Source organism: Bordetella genomosp. 12 (genome assembly GCF_002261355.1).
In the GTDB taxonomy this organism is placed as follows: Bacteria; Pseudomonadota; Gammaproteobacteria; order Burkholderiales; family Burkholderiaceae_B; genus Bordetella.
Map to the genome: position 1 here is coordinate 72,680 of NZ_NEVU01000001.1, position 17,024 is coordinate 89,703.

At 66.5% G+C, this 17,024-nt stretch carries 18 protein-coding genes and 1 riboswitch; of the genes, 9 read left to right on the plus strand and 9 right to left on the minus strand.

Features of this window, described 5'->3' with window-relative positions:
* Positions 1-4 precede the first annotated feature (4 nt).
* On the minus strand, positions 5-775 hold the full coding sequence (locus CAL22_RS00340; RefSeq protein ID WP_094809382.1) for an IclR family transcriptional regulator: 771 nt from the start codon (positions 773-775) through the stop codon (positions 5-7).
* Between the two features lie 114 nt (positions 776-889).
* Between CAL22_RS00340 and CAL22_RS00345 the strand changes: the two genes are divergently transcribed.
* From CAL22_RS00345 to CAL22_RS00355, 3 genes are all read left to right on the plus strand, one after another.
* Positions 890-2,302, plus strand: a complete 1,413-nt coding sequence (locus tag CAL22_RS00345) for an amidase (protein WP_094809384.1) — start codon at positions 890-892, stop codon at positions 2,300-2,302.
* A gap of 50 nt (positions 2,303-2,352) precedes the next feature.
* Positions 2,353-3,324, plus strand: coding sequence for a Bug family tripartite tricarboxylate transporter substrate binding protein (locus CAL22_RS00350; protein ID WP_094810999.1), 972 nt, complete (start codon positions 2,353-2,355; stop codon positions 3,322-3,324).
* A 124-nt stretch (positions 3,325-3,448) separates the two neighbouring features.
* Positions 3,449-4,090 carry a TetR/AcrR family transcriptional regulator gene (locus tag CAL22_RS00355; RefSeq protein WP_094809386.1) on the plus strand — a complete coding sequence of 214 codons (642 nt, stop codon included), beginning with the start codon at positions 3,449-3,451 and terminating at the stop codon, positions 4,088-4,090.
* 46 nt (positions 4,091-4,136) lie between these two features.
* Here the strand turns inward: CAL22_RS00355 and CAL22_RS00360 are convergent, their stop codons facing one another.
* On the minus strand, positions 4,137-4,421 hold the full coding sequence (locus CAL22_RS00360; RefSeq protein WP_094809388.1) for an acylphosphatase: 285 nt from the start codon (positions 4,419-4,421) through the stop codon (positions 4,137-4,139).
* A 167-nt stretch (positions 4,422-4,588) separates the two neighbouring features.
* Here CAL22_RS00360 and CAL22_RS00365 point away from each other — a divergent pair, with 167 nt between their 5' ends.
* Together CAL22_RS00365 and CAL22_RS00370 are read left to right on the plus strand one after the other, a co-directional pair.
* The gene (locus CAL22_RS00365; protein ID WP_094809390.1) at positions 4,589-5,752 is read left to right on the plus strand and encodes an alpha-hydroxy acid oxidase; all 1,164 of its coding nucleotides are present in this window, start codon (positions 4,589-4,591) and stop codon (positions 5,750-5,752) included.
* A 154-nt stretch (positions 5,753-5,906) separates the two neighbouring features.
* Entirely contained in the window at positions 5,907-6,473 is a 567-nt protein-coding gene (locus CAL22_RS00370; RefSeq protein WP_432264290.1) for a cysteine dioxygenase, read from the plus strand.
* Positions 6,474-6,520: 47 nt separating this feature from the next.
* On the opposite strand, the gene CAL22_RS00375 is transcribed toward CAL22_RS00370, so the two are convergent.
* From CAL22_RS00375 to CAL22_RS00395, 5 genes are read right to left on the minus strand one after another with little or no spacing between them, the layout of a single operon-like run.
* Positions 6,521-7,798, minus strand: a complete 1,278-nt coding sequence (locus CAL22_RS00375; RefSeq protein WP_094809394.1) for an amidohydrolase family protein — start codon at positions 7,796-7,798, stop codon at positions 6,521-6,523.
* A gap of 15 nt (positions 7,799-7,813) precedes the next feature.
* Positions 7,814-8,758: an ABC transporter permease gene (locus CAL22_RS00380; protein ID WP_094809397.1), complete on the minus strand. Its 945-nt coding sequence runs from the start codon at positions 8,756-8,758 to the stop codon at positions 7,814-7,816.
* A gap of 10 nt (positions 8,759-8,768) precedes the next feature.
* Positions 8,769-9,842 (minus strand): ABC transporter permease, encoded by a 1,074-nt coding sequence (locus CAL22_RS00385; protein WP_094809399.1) that lies wholly within the window; start codon positions 9,840-9,842, stop codon positions 8,769-8,771.
* Positions 9,839-11,368 (minus strand): ABC transporter ATP-binding protein, encoded by a 1,530-nt coding sequence (locus CAL22_RS00390; RefSeq protein ID WP_094809401.1) that lies wholly within the window; start codon positions 11,366-11,368, stop codon positions 9,839-9,841. Before CAL22_RS00390 ends, CAL22_RS00385 begins: the two co-directional genes overlap by 4 nt.
* Positions 11,365-12,378, minus strand: a complete 1,014-nt coding sequence (locus tag CAL22_RS00395; RefSeq protein WP_094809403.1) for a BMP family protein — start codon at positions 12,376-12,378, stop codon at positions 11,365-11,367. Before CAL22_RS00395 ends, CAL22_RS00390 begins: the two co-directional genes overlap by 4 nt.
* A 372-nt stretch (positions 12,379-12,750) precedes the next feature.
* Here CAL22_RS00395 and panE point away from each other — a divergent pair, with 372 nt between their 5' ends.
* The 4 genes from panE to CAL22_RS00415 all read left to right on the plus strand — a co-directional run bounded on the left by panE (position 12,751) and on the right by CAL22_RS00415 (position 15,453).
* Positions 12,751-13,680 (plus strand): 2-dehydropantoate 2-reductase, encoded by a 930-nt coding sequence (gene panE, locus CAL22_RS00400; protein WP_094809405.1) that lies wholly within the window; start codon positions 12,751-12,753, stop codon positions 13,678-13,680.
* Between the two features lie 108 nt (positions 13,681-13,788).
* The gene (locus CAL22_RS00405) at positions 13,789-14,400 is read left to right on the plus strand and encodes an NAD(P)-dependent oxidoreductase (protein WP_094809407.1); all 612 of its coding nucleotides are present in this window, start codon (positions 13,789-13,791) and stop codon (positions 14,398-14,400) included.
* A gap of 87 nt (positions 14,401-14,487) precedes the next feature.
* Positions 14,488-14,943, plus strand: a complete 456-nt coding sequence (locus CAL22_RS00410; RefSeq protein WP_094809409.1) for a nuclear transport factor 2 family protein — start codon at positions 14,488-14,490, stop codon at positions 14,941-14,943.
* Positions 14,944-14,958: 15 nt separating this feature from the next.
* The gene (locus CAL22_RS00415) at positions 14,959-15,453 is read left to right on the plus strand and encodes a nucleoside 2-deoxyribosyltransferase (RefSeq protein WP_094809411.1); all 495 of its coding nucleotides are present in this window, start codon (positions 14,959-14,961) and stop codon (positions 15,451-15,453) included.
* Between the two features lie 11 nt (positions 15,454-15,464).
* On the opposite strand, the gene ribB is transcribed toward CAL22_RS00415, so the two are convergent.
* Positions 15,465-16,133 carry a 3,4-dihydroxy-2-butanone-4-phosphate synthase gene (gene ribB, locus CAL22_RS00420; protein WP_094811001.1) on the minus strand — a complete coding sequence of 223 codons (669 nt, stop codon included), beginning with the start codon at positions 16,131-16,133 and terminating at the stop codon, positions 15,465-15,467.
* A 98-nt stretch (positions 16,134-16,231) separates the two neighbouring features.
* Positions 16,232-16,377: riboswitch (FMN riboswitch) on the minus strand.
* Between the two features lie 129 nt (positions 16,378-16,506).
* Positions 16,507-17,010, minus strand: a complete 504-nt coding sequence (locus CAL22_RS00425) for an SET domain-containing protein (protein WP_094809413.1) — start codon at positions 17,008-17,010, stop codon at positions 16,507-16,509.
* Between the last annotated feature and the right edge of the window lie 14 nt (positions 17,011-17,024).

The window sequence follows — 17,024 nt, forward strand, 5'->3', positions numbered from 1 at the left end:
GGGCTTAGAGGGCGCTACCGATGGCGTACGCCGTTTGCAGCAGCAGCGGCACGATCTCTTGCGCGAGCCGCGCGGGTGGGTACTCGCTGGCCGCCGCTGTGACGTTGATGGCCGCGCGCGGTTGGCCGGGGGTGTCGCGCAGCAGGACGGCCGCGCCCACCTGATTGAGCAGCACCTGATCGTGGGTCACGGCGTGGCCATCCAGGCGGGCCTGGGCGATGGCTTGCATCAGCGCAGCGGGATCGGTGGTGGTGCGGGTGGTGTAGGGTTTGATGTCGGACTGCGCCAGGAAGCGCGTGATGGCGGCGTCGTCAAACGGGGTCAGCAACATGCGTCCGGCGCTATTGCACCAGGCCGGCATGCGGCGGCCGGGCAGCATTTCTGCCAGCGTCAATTGGCGGCTGGGCAAGCGCAGCAAGTAGATCATGTCCTGCCCATCGAGCACGCTCATATTGACGGCCAGCCCGCAGCGCTCGCGCAAGGCGACCAGATGCGGCGCGGCCATGGAAATGAGGCGGTCACTGCGCAGGAAGTAGTAGCCCAGTTCGAGCACCCTCGGGCCCAGAACGTAGCGGCGTGACTGCGGGTTTTTGTCCAGGTAGCCCAGGCGCTCCCAGGAGTGGATGATGCGTTGCACACTGCTTTTGCCCAGGCCGGTGAGCCGGACCAGATCGGTCAGGCCGAGCGAGTCATGGCTATGGCGGAAGGCTTCCAGCACGCGCATGGATTTCCCCAGCGAAGCAATGTAGAGCGGATCGTCGTCGTCAGCGGGCATGGGCGCGTGTTTACCCGCATTGCCCGGTGATCGGCAGCGGATTATAAATATCGAATACGTGTACTTTGTATTGTATAGCGATACTTCTGGGATCGCAATGTTTTGAGGATGTTTATGAGCTGGCAAGCCTTGTGCGAGATGACCGCGGTACAGATGCGCGCGGAGATCGCGGCCGGACAACTAAGCGCTCGCGAGCTGACCGAAGCGCACCTGGCGGCCATCGAGCAGCGTAATCCAGCCGTCAACGCCATCGTGACGCTGGACGCGCCGGGCGCTCTGGCGCGCGCGCGGGCGGCCGATGAGGCACAGGCCCGGGGCGAGGCGCTGGGGCTGTTGCACGGCCTGCCCGTGGCGCACAAAGACTGTTTTCTGACCGAGGGCATGCGCACGACCTGGGGGTCGCCCGTCTACCGCGATTTCGTGCCGACGCAATCCAGCCTGATCGTCAGCCGTCAGGATGCCGCCGGCACCATCCGCCTGGGCAAAACCAATATGCCGGAGTTTGGCGCCGGCTCGCAGACCTTCAACCCGGTGTTTGGCGTGACGCGCAATCCGTACGACCTGGCGCTGACGGCAGGCGGCAGCAGCGGCGGCGCGGCCGCCGCGCTGGCCTGCCGCATGCTGCCTTTGGCAGACGGCACGGACATGGGCGGGTCGCTGCGCAATCCGGCGAGCTTTTGCAATGTGGTGGGTTTGCGCCCCTCTCCCGGGCGCGTGCCGCAGTGGCCGAATGCCGCGGCCTACAACAGCCTGACCGTGGCCGGACCCATGGCCCGCACGGTGAGCGATGTCGCGCTCTATCTGGCGGCGATGGCCGGGCCCGACGCGCGGGATCCCTGGACGCTGGAGCAGGACCCGGCCTGCTTCGCGCAGAGCCTGGAAAGCGATGTGCGGGGCACGCGGTTGGCGTATGCGCCCACATGGGGCGGGCTGCCGGTCGAGCCACGCGTGCGCGACGCGCTGGCGGCCAGCTTGCCCGTGTTCGAATCCTTGGGCTGCGAAGTGCGCGAGGCCTGCCCGGATTTCAGCGGGGCGGATGCGGCGTTTCATGCCTTGCGCGGTCTGGCTTTCGCGGTCACCCAAGGCCAGACCCTGGCGCGCGAACGTGCGCGCATGAAGGACACCGTGATCTGGAATACCGAACTGGGTTTGTCCCAGGCGGGCGCGGCGTTGGCGCAAGCCGAGCGTGATCGCGCTGCCCTGTTCACGCGCATGCATGCCTTCATGCAGCAGCATGATTTTCTGATCGGGCCAGTCAGCCAGGTCGCCCCGTTTCCGGTCGAAGAACCCTATGTCCGCGAGATCGACGGCACGGCGATGGATAACTACATCGATTGGATGCGTTCGGGCTATTACCTGTCCTTGACCGGGCATCCGGCCATTTCCGTGCCCTGTGGCTTTACGGCCGAGGGCTTGCCTGTCGGCATCCAGATCGTGGGGCGGTATCGCGATGAGCTGGGACTGTTGCGCCTGGCTCATGCATTCGAGCAGGCCACCGGGCTGTGGCGCCGCGCGCCCGCACGCTAGAGATTCAACAACGCGCAGCGCCGCTGCGCTTCATAAACGGGGAAAGCAGTATGTTGTGCAGATTCTTGCAGCGCCTGGCCGTCGTTGGCCTGGCCAGTCTTGCCGCGATGTCGGGGGCGGCAGCGGCCCAAACCGAGTGGCCGCAAAAGCCAGTCACGCTGGTGGTGCCTTTTCCGCCGGGCGGCTCGACCGATGTGTTGGCGCGGCTGTTTGCGGCCAAGCTGGGTGATCGCCTTGGCCAGAGCGTGGTGGTCGAAAACCGCCCGGGCGCCAATACCGGGATAGGCGCGGCCGCCGTGGCGCGGGCTGCGCCCGACGGCTATACGCTGATGATCACGGGGGCGCCGACGTTTACCACCAACTCCTTGCTCTACCCGAACATCGGCTATGACCCGATCAAGAGTTACGAGTATGTGGCCATCGCCGGCAGCGCGCCTTTCGTCATCCTGACCAACCCGCAGACGGGGCTGCAATCCGTGGCCGATATCATCAAGGCCAAGGACGCCTTGAGTTTTGGTTCGTTCGGCACGGCCTCCACACCGCATCTGGCCGGTGAGTTCCTGGCACAGCGCACCGGCGCGCATCTGTTGCATGTGCCTTATCGGGGCAGTGCGCCGGCCATGACGGATCTGATGGGCAATCAGATCCCGCTGTCCATCGATACGCTGGTGGCGGCGCTGCCGCAGATACGCGCCGGCAAGGTACGCGCCCTGGCGCTGACCGGCGCGCAGCGGTCTTCCCTGCTGCCCGAGGTCCCGACGGTGATCGAGGCCGGGGTGCCGGACTACGACTTCATGACCTGGTTTGGCATCGTGGCGCCGCGCGGCACGCCAGCGCCGGTGGTGCAACGTCTGGCCTCGGAGGTGCAGGGCATGCTGGGCGAGGAAGGAACGCTGGCCAAGATGCGCGAGCTGGGCTTTGAACCCTTCTATGGCGATGCGGCCGCATTTCACACGCGCGTCGACCAGGAACTCAAGCGCAATGCCGGGGTGATCAAAAGCGCCGGGATCAAGGTCGAGTAATCACGCGGCCTGTGGATAAGCAATGGCCCGTGGACTTATCCACGGGCCATGATTCTTTGCGCGACAGGCGAGGCGATGCTTGGCTACACTGGCGCGTGCCCCTTGCCCCCTGGAGATATTCCGCATGAACACACCTACGCCGACGGCCACGCGCGACGACGGTATGGGGAATATCGCCCTGCTCTCGGCCGCTGCCGAATGCTTTATGGAGCAGGGTTTTTATGCGACCAGCATCGATGACGTGGCGCAGCGCCTGGGCGCCACCAAGGGGCGCGTCTATCACTACTACCGCTCCAAGACCGATCTGTTCTTCGATGTGCATCGCGAGGGGATGCGGCGCAACTTCGAGGCGGTGCGTCCTGCCATGCAAGATGGCGCCAATGGCGCCGAGCGGCTCGCGGCGATGTTTCACCGGCACGCCCTGACCATGATGGAGAATCTGGCTTTCGAGACCGTGGTCGTGCATGGTGTGCACATGCATCGTCAGGCCGCCATCACGCCGGCGCAACGCCGCACGCTCGATGAGTTGATGGTCATCCGCGATGACTTCGAGGCTTTGTTCAAGACGGTGGCCAGCGAGGGCGCGGCGGACGGGTCGCTGCGCACGGACGATGCCTCGGTGGCCGTCAAGGCGGCGCTGGGCGCGATCAACTGGATGGCCATCTGGTACCGTCCCCGCCAAGGCGAGACCGAGCAGGACCGCGATGCCCTGGCGCGCAAGATCGTCAGTGGTTTGATGTCGGGCCTGGCGGCGCGCCAGCCCTGATCTGTCCGGCCGGATCCGCCCGACATCGGCGGCGGGCCGCGGGTTTCTAGTGCTGGGCGAAATGCTTGAAGCGGCGCTCGCCGTCGTCGCGCCGTGACTCGAGTTCGCTGACCACCGCGGCAGGCGGGCCGCGCCGCATCCACTCCAGCATCTGGTCGATCTGATCCGGGGTGCCCTGCACCATGGCCTGGACGGTGCCGTCTTCCATGTTCTGTACCCAGCCGGTCGCGCCGACCAGGTGCGCGCGCCGCACGGTGGCATGGCGGTAGCCCACGCCCTGGACCTTGCCGCGCACGACGACGAAGACGGTTTCGATATGGGGGTCTTGCATGAGGGTTTCCTGTGGTGGCGATGTTGCAGGGCAGCATGATCGCGCCTTGGCCCGAATTATCGGGCCGCGCCGGCTGTCACGCCAAGCTGCCATCGTATACTTCCCCTCGCTCCCGGGATGTCCCGGAGACGTCAGGCGGTGCGCCCAGCCGCATTATCCGAGCATCCATGAGCCAGAATCTCTCCACGGTGACCTGCATCGAAGATCTGCGAGTCGTCGCCAAAAGGCGCGTGCCGCGCATGTTCTACGACTACGCCGATTCCGGCGCCTGGACCGAAGGCACCTACCGTGCCAACGAGAGCGAGTTCCACAAGATCAAGCTGCGTCAGCGCGTGGCGGTCAATATGGACGGACGCTCGCTGGCCACCACCATGGCCGGTATCGACGTCAAGATGCCCGTGGCGCTCGCGCCCACCGGCCTGACCGGGATGCAACACGCCGACGGCGAAATCCTGGCCGCGCAGGCGGCCGCTGATTTCGGCGTGCCCTTCACGCTGTCGACCATGAGCATCTGCTCTATCGAGGACGTCGCGCAGGCTACGCAAAAGCCGTTCTGGTTCCAGCTCTACGTGATGCGAGACCGCGAGTTCATCGGCAATCTGATCGACCGCGCCAAGGCCGCGGGCTGCTCGGCGCTGGTGCTGACGCTGGATTTGCAGATCATGGGGCAGCGCCATAAAGACATCAAGAACGGCCTGTCCGCGCCGCCCAAGCCGACCTTGCGCAATATGCTCAACCTCGCCTTCAAACCGCGCTGGTGCCTGGGCATGCTGGGCACCAAGCGGCGCACTTTCGGCAACATCGTCGGCCATGCCAAGGGCGTGACGGACCTGGCCGCGCTGTCGTCGTGGACGGCCGAGCAATTCGACCCGCGCCTGAGCTGGGACGATGTGGCCTGGATCAAGGAACGCTGGGGCGGCAAGCTCATTCTCAAAGGCATCCTCGATGCCGAGGATGCCCGCCGCGCCGCGGCCACGGGCGCCGATGCCCTCATCGTCAGCAACCACGGCGGGCGCCAGCTCGACGGTGCGCTGTCGACCATCGAAGTGCTGCCCTCGATCGTCAGCGAGGTAGGCTCGCAGATCGAAGTCTGGCTCGACAGCGGCATCCGCTCCGGCCAGGACGTGCTCAAGGCCATCGCGCTGGGTGCGCGCGGCACCATGGTCGGGCGGGCCTTTCTGTATGGCCTGGGCGCCTATGGCAAGGCGGGCGTGACGCGGGCCCTCGAGATCCTCTACAAGGAGGCCGACGTGACCATGGCGCTGTGCGGCCGCCGCAACCTGGCCGAGGTCGACACCAGCATCCTCGTGCCGGGCACCTACCCGCGCTAAGTCAGGCCACGCGGCACGGCGTGCGATGGCGCCGCGCCGCGAGTCTCAAGGCGGATTTCCTTAGGACTTCCCGGCCGGGGCGCTTAGACTCTCTTTGATCGCACGCCACGCTGCTGGCGCTGCGAGCCAAACGGGAGGAGACCTCATGGAAGGCATGCCAGAGAAGTTTGTGGATTTCTCGCGCCGTTTTACCGCGCTCGTCGATGGCGCGGGGGCGAACGAGGCGCGCATGCTCGATCAGGGCGCCGGCTTGTTGAGCGCCCTGATCGCGCAGGATGACTGGCTGCCCGAGGTGTACGCCCGCCCTCACCCGCAGTACTACCAGCAGTACCTGTTGCACGCCGACCCGCAGGAGCGATTCTCGGTGGTGAGCTTTGTGTGGGGGCCGGGGCAGAAAACGCCCATTCACGACCATACGGTGTGGGCCATCATCGGCGTGCTGCGGGGCGCGGAATGCTCGGAGATGTTCCGCCGTGGCGATCCTGGCCAGCCCATGGTGGCGGGGCCGACGCAGACACTGCAGACGCGCACGATAGACACCCTCTCACCGTCCACGGGCGACATACACCGCGTCTCCAATGCGTATGCCGACCGGGTCTCCATCAGCATTCATGTGTATGGCGGCAATATCGGCAAGATCTCCCGCCATGTGTTCGACCCCGAGACGAGCGAGCCCAAAGGCTTTGTGTCCGGTTACGGCAACGCCGCCGCGGCCTGTTGATCCTGGCGACAAGCGTGCTCGCGCAGGCGCGCGAGCACGTGATCAGCTTAACGCTGCAGTTGGAAGTCCACGCTGCCGGGCCGGCCCGGCAGATTGAGGCTGGCGCGAGCCGGCGGTGTGGTGGCAATGATGCGGCCGCCGCGCAGCACTGCCAGGCGCGTGGCGCGCAGACGCAGGGCTTCGACGGGGTCGCGCGCTTGCAGCAGCACCAGGTCGGCGCGCTTGCCGACTTCCAGGCCGATATCCTGCAAGCCCATAATGGCCGCCGGCGTGGTCGTTACCGCGTCGAAGCAGGCGCGCATCGCCTCGCGGCCGGTCATCTGTGCGACGTGCAGGCCCATGTGGGCGACTTCCAGCATGTCGCCGCTGCCCAGGCTGTACCAGGGGTCCATCACGCAATCGTGACCGAAGGCGACCGGGATGCCGGCTGCCAGCAGCTCGGGCACGCGCGTCATGCCGCGGCGTTTGGGATAGCTGTCGTGGCGGCCTTGCAGGGTGATGTTGATCAGCGGGTTGGCGATGGCGGCGACCCCGGCTTCGCGCATCAGCGGCAGCAGCTTGGAGACGTAGTAGTTGTCCATCGAGTGCATGGACGACAGATGCGAGCCGGTGACGCGGCCTTGCAGGCCCAGACGCTGGCTCTGATAGGCCAGGCTTTCGATATGACGCGACAGCGGGTCATCGCTTTCGTCGCAATGCATGTCCACCAGCAGGCCGCGTTCGGCAGCCAGCTCACAGAGAATGCGCACGGACTCTGAGCCATCGGCCATCGTGCGCTCGAAATGCGGGATGCCACCGACCACATCCACGCCCATGTCCAGGGCGCGCGTGAGGTTGGCCAAGGCATTGGGCGAGCGCAGCAGGCCGTCTTGCGGGAAGGCCACCAGCTGCAGATCCAGATAGGGTTTGACCTGTTCGCGCACATGCAGCAGGGCTTCGACGGCCAACAGGCGCGGATCGCACACATCGACGTGGCTGCGGATGGCCAGCAGCCCGCGGGCCACCGCCCAGTCGCAATACGCCAGCGCGCGATCGACCAGCGCCTGCTGTGTCAGTAGCGGCTTAAGCTCGCCCCACAGCGCGATGCCTTCGAGCAGGGTGCCGGATTGATTCACGCGCGGCAGGCCATAGGACAGGGTCGAGTCCATATGGAAGTGCGCATCGACAAACGGCGTGCTGACCAGTTGGCCATCGGCCTGCAGCGTCTGGCCCGCGTCGGCCGCCAGTTGGGGGGCGATGACGGCAATGCGGCCGTCTTGCACGCCGATGTCCAGCGGGCCGCGGCCATCGGGCAGCATGGCATTGCGAATGATGAGATCAAGCATGGGAAATCCTTGGAGTCAGCGCTCGCCCTTGCGGTAGGGCTTCATCAGGGCCTGGGGATAGGCGGCGCGGCGCGCCACGATGACCAGGGCCAGTATCGAGAGAATGTAAGGCAGCATCAGGTAGACCTGATACGGCAGCGCAGGCAGGCCTGGCAAAGCGCCTTGTTGCAGGCGCAGTTGCAGCGCGTCGAAGAACGCAAACACCAAGGCGCCGATCAGGGCCTTGCCCGGGCGCCAGGACGCGAAGACCACCAGCGCCACGCAGATCCAGCCGCGGCCATTGATCATGTTGAAGAAAAAGGCGTTGAAGGCCGCCAGCGTCAGGAAGCTGCCGGCCACGCCCATGAGCGCCGAGCCGGCGACGATGGCGCCCATGCGCAGCTTGATGACGGACAGCCCCTGCCCTTCGGCTGCCGCCGGGTTCTCGCCCACCATGCGCAGCGCCAGCCCCAAGGGCGTGCGGTTGAGCAGCCAGGCGATCAGGGGCACCGCAATCAGCGCACCGAGCGTCATGGGCGTCAGGCCCGCCAGCACCGGGCCGATCAGCGGCACGCCAGCCAGCGATTTCATCTCGGCATAGGGCACGATGGTCGGCGGTGTTTCGACCTTGGGGAAGGTCACCCGGTAGGCGAAATATGACAAGCTGGTGGCCAGCATGGTCACGCCCAGGCCGGAGACGTGTTGCGACAGCCCCAGCGGCACGGTGAGCACGGCGTGCAGCAGGCCGAACACCGCGCCTGCCAATGCTGCGGCCAAGACGCCGACATATAGCGGCGCGCCCAGGTAGACCGCCAGCCAGCCGGTAAAGGCGCCGGCCACCATGATGCCTTCGATGCCCAGGTTGAGCACACCTGCGCGCTCGCACATCAGCACCCCCAGGGTGCCGAGAATGAGCGGCGTGGCCAGCCGTAGCGTGGCGATCCAGAAGCTTGCCGATCCCAGCAAATCCATCCATTCCATTGCGAGATCCTCAGGCGGGGTTGCGGCGCAGCCGGTATTGCGCGAAGAGCGTGGCCACCAGCATGGAAAGCAGCGAGGTGGCGACGATCACGTCGGCGATGTAGTTCGGCACGGAGATGGCGCGGCTCATGCTGTCGGCGCCGACCAGCATGCCGGCCACGAAGATGCTGGCGGCGATCACGCCCAGCGGATGCAGGCCGGCCAGCATGGCCACGACCACGCCGGTGTAGCCATAGCCCGGCGACATGTCCAGGGTCACGTAGCTGGTGCGGCCGGCGACTTCCAGCGCGCCGGCCAGTCCGGCCAGCGCGCCCGAAAGCATGGCGGTGCCCACCATCACCCGATTGACGGGCAGGCCGAGAAAGCGCGAGGCGTGGGCATTGGCGCCCACGGCGCGCATCTGAAAGCCAAACACGGTGTAGCGGTTGAGCAGCCACAGGCCGACGGCCAGGCCCACCGCCCACAACAAGCCGGTGTGGGCGCGGGTGCGTTCGATCAGGCGGCCGAGCTCCAGGTCGCCGTTCAGGGCCACCGATTGCGGCCAGCCCATGGCCATGGGGTCTTTCATGGGGCCGTCGAGCATCATCGACACGAAGAGCAGCACGATGAAGTTGCCCAGCAAGGTGGTGACCACCTCGTCCACGCCCAGGCGGGATTTCAGGATGGCGGGGATGAGCAGCAGCAGCGCCCCGGCGGCGGCCGCCGCCAGCAGCATGCCGGCAAACAGCACGGGGGTGGGCAGGTCAAAGCCCGTGCCGCCATGCATGCCGCCCACCGCTACGGCGGCCAGCGCGCCCAGATAGAGCTGCCCTTCGGCGCCGATGTTGTAGAAGCGCGCGCGAAAGGCGACCGCGCAGGCCAGGCCGGTGAGCATGAGCGGCGTGGCGCGCGTGAGCGTCTCGGCGATGGCAAAGCGCGACCCGAAGGCGCCGTCGAACAGCAGCGCATAGGTGCGGCCGATGGGCGCGCCGGCCCAGGCGACCAGCAGCGTGCATATCAGCAAGGTGAAGACGATGGCCGTCAGCGGCGCGACCGCCAGCACGAAGCGGCTGGGTTCGGGGCGCCGCTCCAGGATAAAACTCATGTTGACACTCCAGTCATGGCCAGGCCCACGGTGGCGGGGGTCCATTGATCCACGGGCCGATCGGCGACGAGTTTGCCGGCGCAGAGCACCGCGATGCGATCGGCCAGTGCGAAGATCTCTTCGAGGTCTTCGGAGACCAGCAGCACACCGGCGCCGCGTTCCCGTGCGGCCAGCAGTTGTTCACGCACATAGGCGACCGCGCCAATATCCAGGCCCCAGGTGGGCTGGTCGGCCACGATGAAGCGCGGCTGGCGGGACAGGGCCCGGCCCAGGATCAGCTTCTGCATGTTGCCGCCGGACAGGCTGCGCGTGCGCACATCGAGGGATGCCGCGCGCACGTCGTATTGCCGCACGATATCGGCGGCGTGCGCGCGCGAGGCCTGGGCGCGGATCATGCCGTGACGGGCGAACCGCGCATCATTCAGGTCTTCGACGATGGCGTTTTCCCACAGCGGGCTGTCGCCGATGACGCCTTCGTGATGGCGGTCTTCGGGGATGCGGCCCACGGCGGCGGCGGTCCAGCCGGCCGGGGTTTGCGGCGCCATCGTGCCCGCCGTACCCAGGCGGATGCTGCCGTCGGTGGGTTGGCGCAGGCCCGTCAGGACGGACACCAGCGCCTGTTGGCCGTTGCCGGCCACGCCAGCGATGGCGACGATTTCGTGTTCATGCACGGTGAGGTCCAGCGCGTCGAGCAGAGCGACGTTGCTGTGCTCTGCCTGCACCGTGACTTGCGACAGCCGGATGACCGGCGCGAGCTGATCGCGCGCCGCAGCAGCCTGGGCGCGCGGCATGACCACCTTGCGCCCGACCATCAGTTCGGCCAGTTCGGCGGCATGGGTCTGGGCCGTGGCGCGTTCGGCCACCAGGCGGCCGGCGCGCAGCACGGCGACGCGGCGCGAGACGGCCATCACTTCATCGAGCTTGTGCGAAATGAAGATGACAGCCAGCCCCTGTTCGACAAAGCCGCGCAGGGTGGCGAACAGCGCCTGCGCTTCCTGCGGCGTGAGGACGGCGGTGGGCTCGTCCAGAATGAGGATGCGGGCGCCGCGATACAAGGCCTTGAGGATCTCCACGCGCTGCTTCTCGCCGACCGACAGCGTGCCGACGCGCGCCTCCGGATCCACGGCCAGGCCGAAGCGCTCGCCCAGTTCGATCAGTTTTTGCCGCGCGGGGCGGCGCGCGGAGGCGAACTTCCAGAGCGATTCCGTGCCGACCATGACGTTGTCCAGCACGGTCATGTTGTCGGCCAGCGTGAAATGCTGGTGGACCATGCCGATGCCGGCGGCCAGTGCCGCGTCCGGGCGGCCCGGCGGCAGGGGCTGGCCAAAGACTTCGATGCGCCCCGCGTCGGCCACGTAGTGGCCGAACAGGATGGAGACCAGGGTGGACTTGCCCGCGCCGTTCTCGCCCAGCAGGGCGAGCACCTCGCCCGCGTCCAGCGCGAGCGAGATGTCGTCATTGGCCGTCAGGCTGCCAAAGCGCTTGGTAATCCCTGTCAAGCGCAGGGCAGTGGCGGCTTGGTTCATTTGCTCGACTTGGGTTCGCTGTCGACGACCTTGACCGCGAAGCTGCCATCCAGGATGGCCTTTTGGCGCGCCTGGACCTTGGCCATGACATCGGCGGGCACCTTGCCCTCGAAGGTGCCCAGCGGCGCCAGTTCGGAGCCCTTGTGCTTCATCAGCGAGTATTGACCGTAGTCTTCGGCTTTGAAGCTGCCGGCCTTGACCTCATTGAGCGCATGACCGATGGTGGGTTCCATGTTCCACAGCGCCGAGGCCACCACGGTCTCCGGATACTGGGCCTGCGTGTTGACCACGTTGCCGATGGCCAGCTTGCCGCGCTCCTTGGCGGCATCGGAGACGCCGAAACGCTCGGCATAGAGGACGTCGGCGCCCTTGTCGATCATGGCGAAGGCCGCTTCCTTGGCCTTCGGGGGATCGAACCACGAACCGATGAAGGTGACCGTGAAACGGGCCTGGGGATTGATTTCCTGGGCGCCGGCGATGAAGGCCTGCATCAGGCGGTTGACTTCGGGGATGGGGTAGCCGCCCACCAGGCCGATCTGGCCGCTTTTGCTCATGCCGGCGGCGATCATGCCGGTCAGGTAGGCCGGCTCCTGGATGTAGTTGTCAAAGACCGAGAAGTTCGGTTGCTGCGGCTTGCCCGAGGAGCCCATCAGAAAGGCCGTCTTGGGATAATCCTTGGCGACCTTGCGCGCGGCCGCTTCGACGGCGAAGGCTTCGCCGACGATCAGGTTGTTGCCTTGCTCGGCATACTGGCGCAGCACGCGCTCGTAATCGGCATTGCTGACATTTTCCGAGTAGACATAGTCGATGTCGCCATGTTCCTTGGCCGCATTCAGCGCCTTGTGGATGCGCGAAACCCATTGCTGCTCGACCGGGACGGTATAGACCGCGGCGACCTTGGTCTTGGCCGGCGTCTGGGCATGGGCCATGCCGCCGATCAGCGCCAGGCTGGCGGCCAGGCCGAGTTTGAGCAGACTGCGACGCGCAGCACCGCGGAAAAAGGATGTCATGTGAGTTCCTATGGAGGTCGGGACAGGAGCGGCGGCGCGTGTCGCGCGCGCACGCTACTGAGCAAGCAAGTTGTATGCCATTGCCGCAATGCGCGAAAGTCGGGCAGATCTTTCGGCGGGCAAGCACCGCGGGAGGGATTGTACGCACCAGAACGGCGCCTTGCCTGCCACGTCTTGGTGCGAGCCCGCACATGAACAGGGTTGTTGCCCGGTTATGGGGGCGAGCCGGCCTACACTTGGCGCACTGGCGCCCGTGGGCGCGCGGTCGGGCGGGAGGCGAGGTAATCTGTCCCCCGTTGCTCCCGCAGTGCCGGCAAGGTCGGCGCCTGCCCCGGGTGTGAAGACGATCATGGATGCAATGAGGAGACAGGTATGAAGATTCTGGTGTTGGGCGCCGGCGGGACCGGCGGTTTTTTTGGCGGCCGCGCGTTGGAAGCCGGCGCGGACGTGAGTTTTCTGTTGCGTCCGGCCCGTGCCCGGAAAGTGCAGGCCGAGGGCCTGCGCATCCAAAGCCCGGGGGGCGAGGTGACGTTGCATCCCAAGGTGGTGACCGCCGACACCCTGAGCGCGGATTACGACGTGATCATCCTGAGCTGCAAGGCCTACGATCTGGACAGCGCCATCGAAGCGCTGCGGCCGGCCATGGGCGAACAGACCGCCGTGCTGCCCATCATGAACGGCGTGTTGCAGTACGACATTCTCGACCGTGAGTTTGGCGCGCATCGCGTGCTGGGCGGGTTGTGCCAGATCAACGCCACCCTGGGCCCCGAGGGCGAAATCGTGCAGATGGGCACGACGGCCAATTTCGTTTTCGGCGAGCGTGCCGGGCCGGCGCGCAGCCCGCGCTGCGAGGCGCTGGAGGCGGCCTTGGCCGACGCCGCGTTTTCCAGCCGCCTGAGTGAGAACATCCATCAGGACATCTGGGAAAAATTCGTGTTCCTGACCACTCTGGCCGCGGCGACCTGCCTGATGCGCGGCACGGTGGGCCAGATCTGTTCCACGGAGGGCGGCATCGACTTCATGCGGGATCTGCTGCGCGAGTCGCAGCAGGTGGCGGCGGCCAGCGGCCATCCCGTGCGTGCGCAGGCCGATGCGACCGCGCTGAAGGTACTGACCGATCCGGCGCAGCCCATGACGGCCTCCATGTTCCGCGATCTGCGCCAGGGCCTGCGTGTGGAGGCCGACCACATCGTGGGCGACATGGCGCACCGGGGAGCCACGCTGGCGGTGGCTACGCCGTTGTTGCGGCTGGCGCGCAGTCATCTGCAGGTCTACCAGGCGCAGCGCGCCATTGGTGCATAAGCTGCAATAGTGTGTCTGTCCGGGCGGGGTAGGCGCCGGCCCGTCCGGCCACTAGCATGAACGCATTCGATGGCGCCTGGCGCAGGCGCCGCTAGCCGGAGTGCGTGCATGAAAGTTGCCTTGATAGGAATCAGCGGTCGCGTGGGGACGCGCGTGGCCGACGAGTTGTTGCGCCGTGGCCATGAGGTCACGGGGATCGCCCGGCAGGTCGCCGGCGTTGCGCCGCGCCAGGGGCTGACCGTCGTACCGGGCGATGCCAGCGCGCCGGCGGCTTTGGCGCCGCTGCTGGCCGGCCACGCGGCGGTCATCAGCGCCGGACGTTTTGTGTCCATGGAGGCGGATGCGCTGCTTGCCGCGGTCCGGCAGGCCCGCGTGCCGCGTCTGTTGGTGGTGGGCGGCGCGGGCAGTCTGGAGGTGGCGCCGGGCCAGGCCTTGATCGACACGCCGCAGTTTCCCGCGGCCTACAAGCCCGAGGCCAGCGCGGGCTTGCGGTTTCTGCAGGCCTTGCGCGCCCAGGAAGCGGTGGACTGGACCTTTCTGTCACCGGCCGCGCTGTTCGAGCCGGGCGCACGCACGGGCCGCTTTCGCCTCGGGGGCGACGCGCTGATGGCCGATGCCCAGGGCAACAGCCGGATCTCGATGGAGGACTACGCCATCGCGCTGGTCGACGAGCTGGAAACGCCTCGTCACAGCCGCCGGCGCTTCAGTGTGGCGTACTGAATACGGCAAGCGTTGTATTGTGCCGACCCGCCATTGCGGCCGGCCGGCTTTCCCTTAAACTGGCCTGCCACGATCTCGGGGCAAGGCATGAAGAAGTTCAAGACGTTGATGCTGGCCTGGACCGCCTGCGCCTGTCTGGCGACGGCTTTCGCGGCCCAGGCGCAGAGTGTCCAGCAGAACAAGGAGCTGGCGCTGGCTTTTTTCCGCTTGATGTTCCAGGAGCATCGGGTGGAAGAGGCGGTGTCGCGCTATGTGGACAAGCGCTATGTGCAGCACAACCCCTATCTCGAATCGGGGACGGCGCCGCTGGTGGATTTTTTCGTGCTCTATTTCGAGCAGAATCCGCAGGCCTCGGCCGAAATCAAGCGCGTCGTGGCCGAAGGGGATCTGGTGGTGGTGCACAGCCTCTGGAAAGAAGCGGCCGAGGACCGCGGCCAGGCCGTGGTCGATATCTTCCGGCTGGCCGACGGCAAAATCGTCGAGCACTGGGATGTCAGCCAGGAGATTCCCGAGAATCCCGCCAACGCCAACGGTATGTTCTGAACGCGGGGCAGCGCCATGCGACGCATCTATCTGGCCGGTTTTGACGTGTTTCGTGCCGATGCGCTCGCGCACGGCGAGCGCTTGAAGGCCTTGTGCCGCGAGTATGGCTACGAAGGCCTCTACCCGCTCGATAACCAGGCACCGGCCGATCTGGCCGGGCCGCCGCTGGCCAATTGGATCTACCGCCAGAACGTCACGCTGATCCAGCGTGCCGATCTGGTCATGGCCAATCTGAACCGCTTTCGGGGCGCCGAGCCGGACTCCGGCACGGCGTTCGAAGTGGGTTATGCGGTGGCGCTGGGCAAGCCGGTGTGGGCCTATGCCGAGGATGCCCGGCCCCTGATCGAGCAACAGCCTGTGCGCCGTGACACCGATGGCCGTTATGTGGATGCGCAGGGCTATACGGTCGAAGACTTCGGCCTGCCGCTGAATCTCATGCTGGCCTGCGGCGCGCGCTGGGTGCAAGGCGATGCGCGTGCCTGTCTGCGCCGGCTCGCCGCCGGCGCCTGACACCGGCGTTTTCAGGCGGCGAGGGCGGCCTCGGGCTGCAAGGCCCGCAGATGGTCGGCCAGCTCCGCGATCGTCAGCGCCACCAGCCCCTGGGCCGCGGCGTAGCGCTCCAGTGCGGCGCCGCGCATCATCGTGCCATCGGGATTCATCAGTTCGCACAGCACGCCTGCCGGGCGCAGGCCTGCGAGCCGGGCCAGGTCGACCGAGCCTTCGGTATGGCCGCGCCGGGTCAGCACGCCGCCGGGCTGCGCCCTCAAGGGGAATACATGGCCCGGGCTGACGACGTCGCCAGCCTGCGCGCCAGGGGCGATGGCCGCGCGTATCGTGGTCACCCGGTCGACGGCCGACACGCCGGTGGACACGCCGCTGGCGGCCTCGATGGAGACCGTGAACGCGGTGGCGTAGCGGCTCTGGTTACGCTGGACCATGGGCGCCAGATCCAGCTTATCCAGCGTCTCGCCGGGCAGGCAGAGGCAGACGATGCCGCTGCCATCGCGGATCAACTGGGCCATGACGGGGACGGTGAGCTTGTCGGCAGCGACGATGAGATCGGCTTCGTTTTCGCGATCGAAATCATCCATGAGGATGATGGGGCGTCCCAGGCGCAATTGATGCAGGGCGCGTTCGAAGCGCATGGCAAACGGCTGGGCAAACAGCGGGGAAACCGTGGAATGGGACATTGAAACGCTCTCGCTAGAGTAAATGGGCGAAAAACGTTTCAGGGCTACGACAGCCAAACGCAATACCGCCAGGACGCCGTCCTGGGCGGGTTGAGCCGGCACATCTTCTTGCATCCGGACTATGACCGTCGGCCCTGGCATCTCACCAGATCTGCTGACCCCGGCACAGGCCGGGCGCTCGCGGGCTCGCCGCATTGCGCGGCATACCGCCGGTGGGGAGTTTCACCCCGCCCTGAAGACGTACTGCAATGCCGTGTTTTTGGATACGGCAGCGCTGATTGTACGCCGCTGGCCGCAAGAGGAAAGCATAACCATATGACCGGCAGGCCGCGCCGCGTGGCGCGATGAGGCCCGGGGCGGGCGCCGGGCAGGCTCAGGCCGCAGCGGCCGGTTTCTTCTTGGCGGCTTTTTTCTTGGGGAGCGCCAGCATGGTGCCGCGGCAGTTCTCCGTGCCGCACAGGCAGCCATAGCCTTGCTTGAGGGCTTTGGTGATCCGGCCATCGAGCACCAGACCGTAGTCGTAGGCCAGCTCTTCGCCCCGGGCGATATCGCGCAGCGCCACGATGTACACGCGCTTGCCGTGACGGCCTTCCTGGGCTTCGCAATTGGGGGTGCAGGAATGATTGATCCAGCGCGCGTCGTTGCCTTGGTCGCCGCCGTCGATCACCTTGCCCGAACTCAGCGCAAAGAAAAAGGTGTGGAAGGGGTCGTCGGGGTTGGTGGGGTGGCGCCGGTCGGCTTCGGCCGCGCTGATGCGCTCGCCGCCGTACTCGATGATGCGCGTGCCGGCCGGGATCTTGCGCGCGGCGAACACGCCATTGCCATGCAGCTTGGAGCGGCGCACGGCGTACCAGGGTTTTACGGTCTCGGTGGTCATGGAGTGGGGCTGTT

Coding starts and splice junctions, on each gene's coding strand:
- CAL22_RS00390 (WP_094809401.1), bottom strand. CDS start 11,368: ATGAACCAAGCCGCCACTGCCCTGCGCTTGACAGGGATTACCAAGCGC.
- ribB (WP_094811001.1), bottom strand. CDS start 16,133: ATGTCCCATTCCACGGTTTCCCCGCTGTTTGCCCAGCCGTTTGCCATG.
- CAL22_RS00380 (WP_094809397.1), bottom strand. CDS start 8,758: ATGGAATGGATGGATTTGCTGGGATCGGCAAGCTTCTGGATCGCCACG.
- CAL22_RS00370 (WP_432264290.1), top strand. CDS start 5,907: ATGCCAGAGAAGTTTGTGGATTTCTCGCGCCGTTTTACCGCGCTCGTC.
- CAL22_RS00385 (WP_094809399.1), bottom strand. CDS start 9,842: ATGAGTTTTATCCTGGAGCGGCGCCCCGAACCCAGCCGCTTCGTGCTG.
- CAL22_RS00360 (WP_094809388.1), bottom strand. CDS start 4,421: ATGCAAGACCCCCATATCGAAACCGTCTTCGTCGTCGTGCGCGGCAAG.
- CAL22_RS00410 (WP_094809409.1), top strand. CDS start 14,488: ATGAAGAAGTTCAAGACGTTGATGCTGGCCTGGACCGCCTGCGCCTGT.
- CAL22_RS00350 (WP_094810999.1), top strand. CDS start 2,353: ATGTTGTGCAGATTCTTGCAGCGCCTGGCCGTCGTTGGCCTGGCCAGT.
- CAL22_RS00365 (WP_094809390.1), top strand. CDS start 4,589: ATGAGCCAGAATCTCTCCACGGTGACCTGCATCGAAGATCTGCGAGTC.
- CAL22_RS00340 (WP_094809382.1), bottom strand. CDS start 775: ATGCCCGCTGACGACGACGATCCGCTCTACATTGCTTCGCTGGGGAAA.
- CAL22_RS00355 (WP_094809386.1), top strand. CDS start 3,449: ATGAACACACCTACGCCGACGGCCACGCGCGACGACGGTATGGGGAAT.
- CAL22_RS00415 (WP_094809411.1), top strand. CDS start 14,959: ATGCGACGCATCTATCTGGCCGGTTTTGACGTGTTTCGTGCCGATGCG.
- CAL22_RS00395 (WP_094809403.1), bottom strand. CDS start 12,378: ATGACATCCTTTTTCCGCGGTGCTGCGCGTCGCAGTCTGCTCAAACTC.
- CAL22_RS00345 (WP_094809384.1), top strand. CDS start 890: ATGAGCTGGCAAGCCTTGTGCGAGATGACCGCGGTACAGATGCGCGCG.
- CAL22_RS00405 (WP_094809407.1), top strand. CDS start 13,789: ATGAAAGTTGCCTTGATAGGAATCAGCGGTCGCGTGGGGACGCGCGTG.
- panE (WP_094809405.1), top strand. CDS start 12,751: ATGAAGATTCTGGTGTTGGGCGCCGGCGGGACCGGCGGTTTTTTTGGC.
- CAL22_RS00425 (WP_094809413.1), bottom strand. CDS start 17,010: ATGACCACCGAGACCGTAAAACCCTGGTACGCCGTGCGCCGCTCCAAG.
- CAL22_RS00375 (WP_094809394.1), bottom strand. CDS start 7,798: ATGCTTGATCTCATCATTCGCAATGCCATGCTGCCCGATGGCCGCGGC.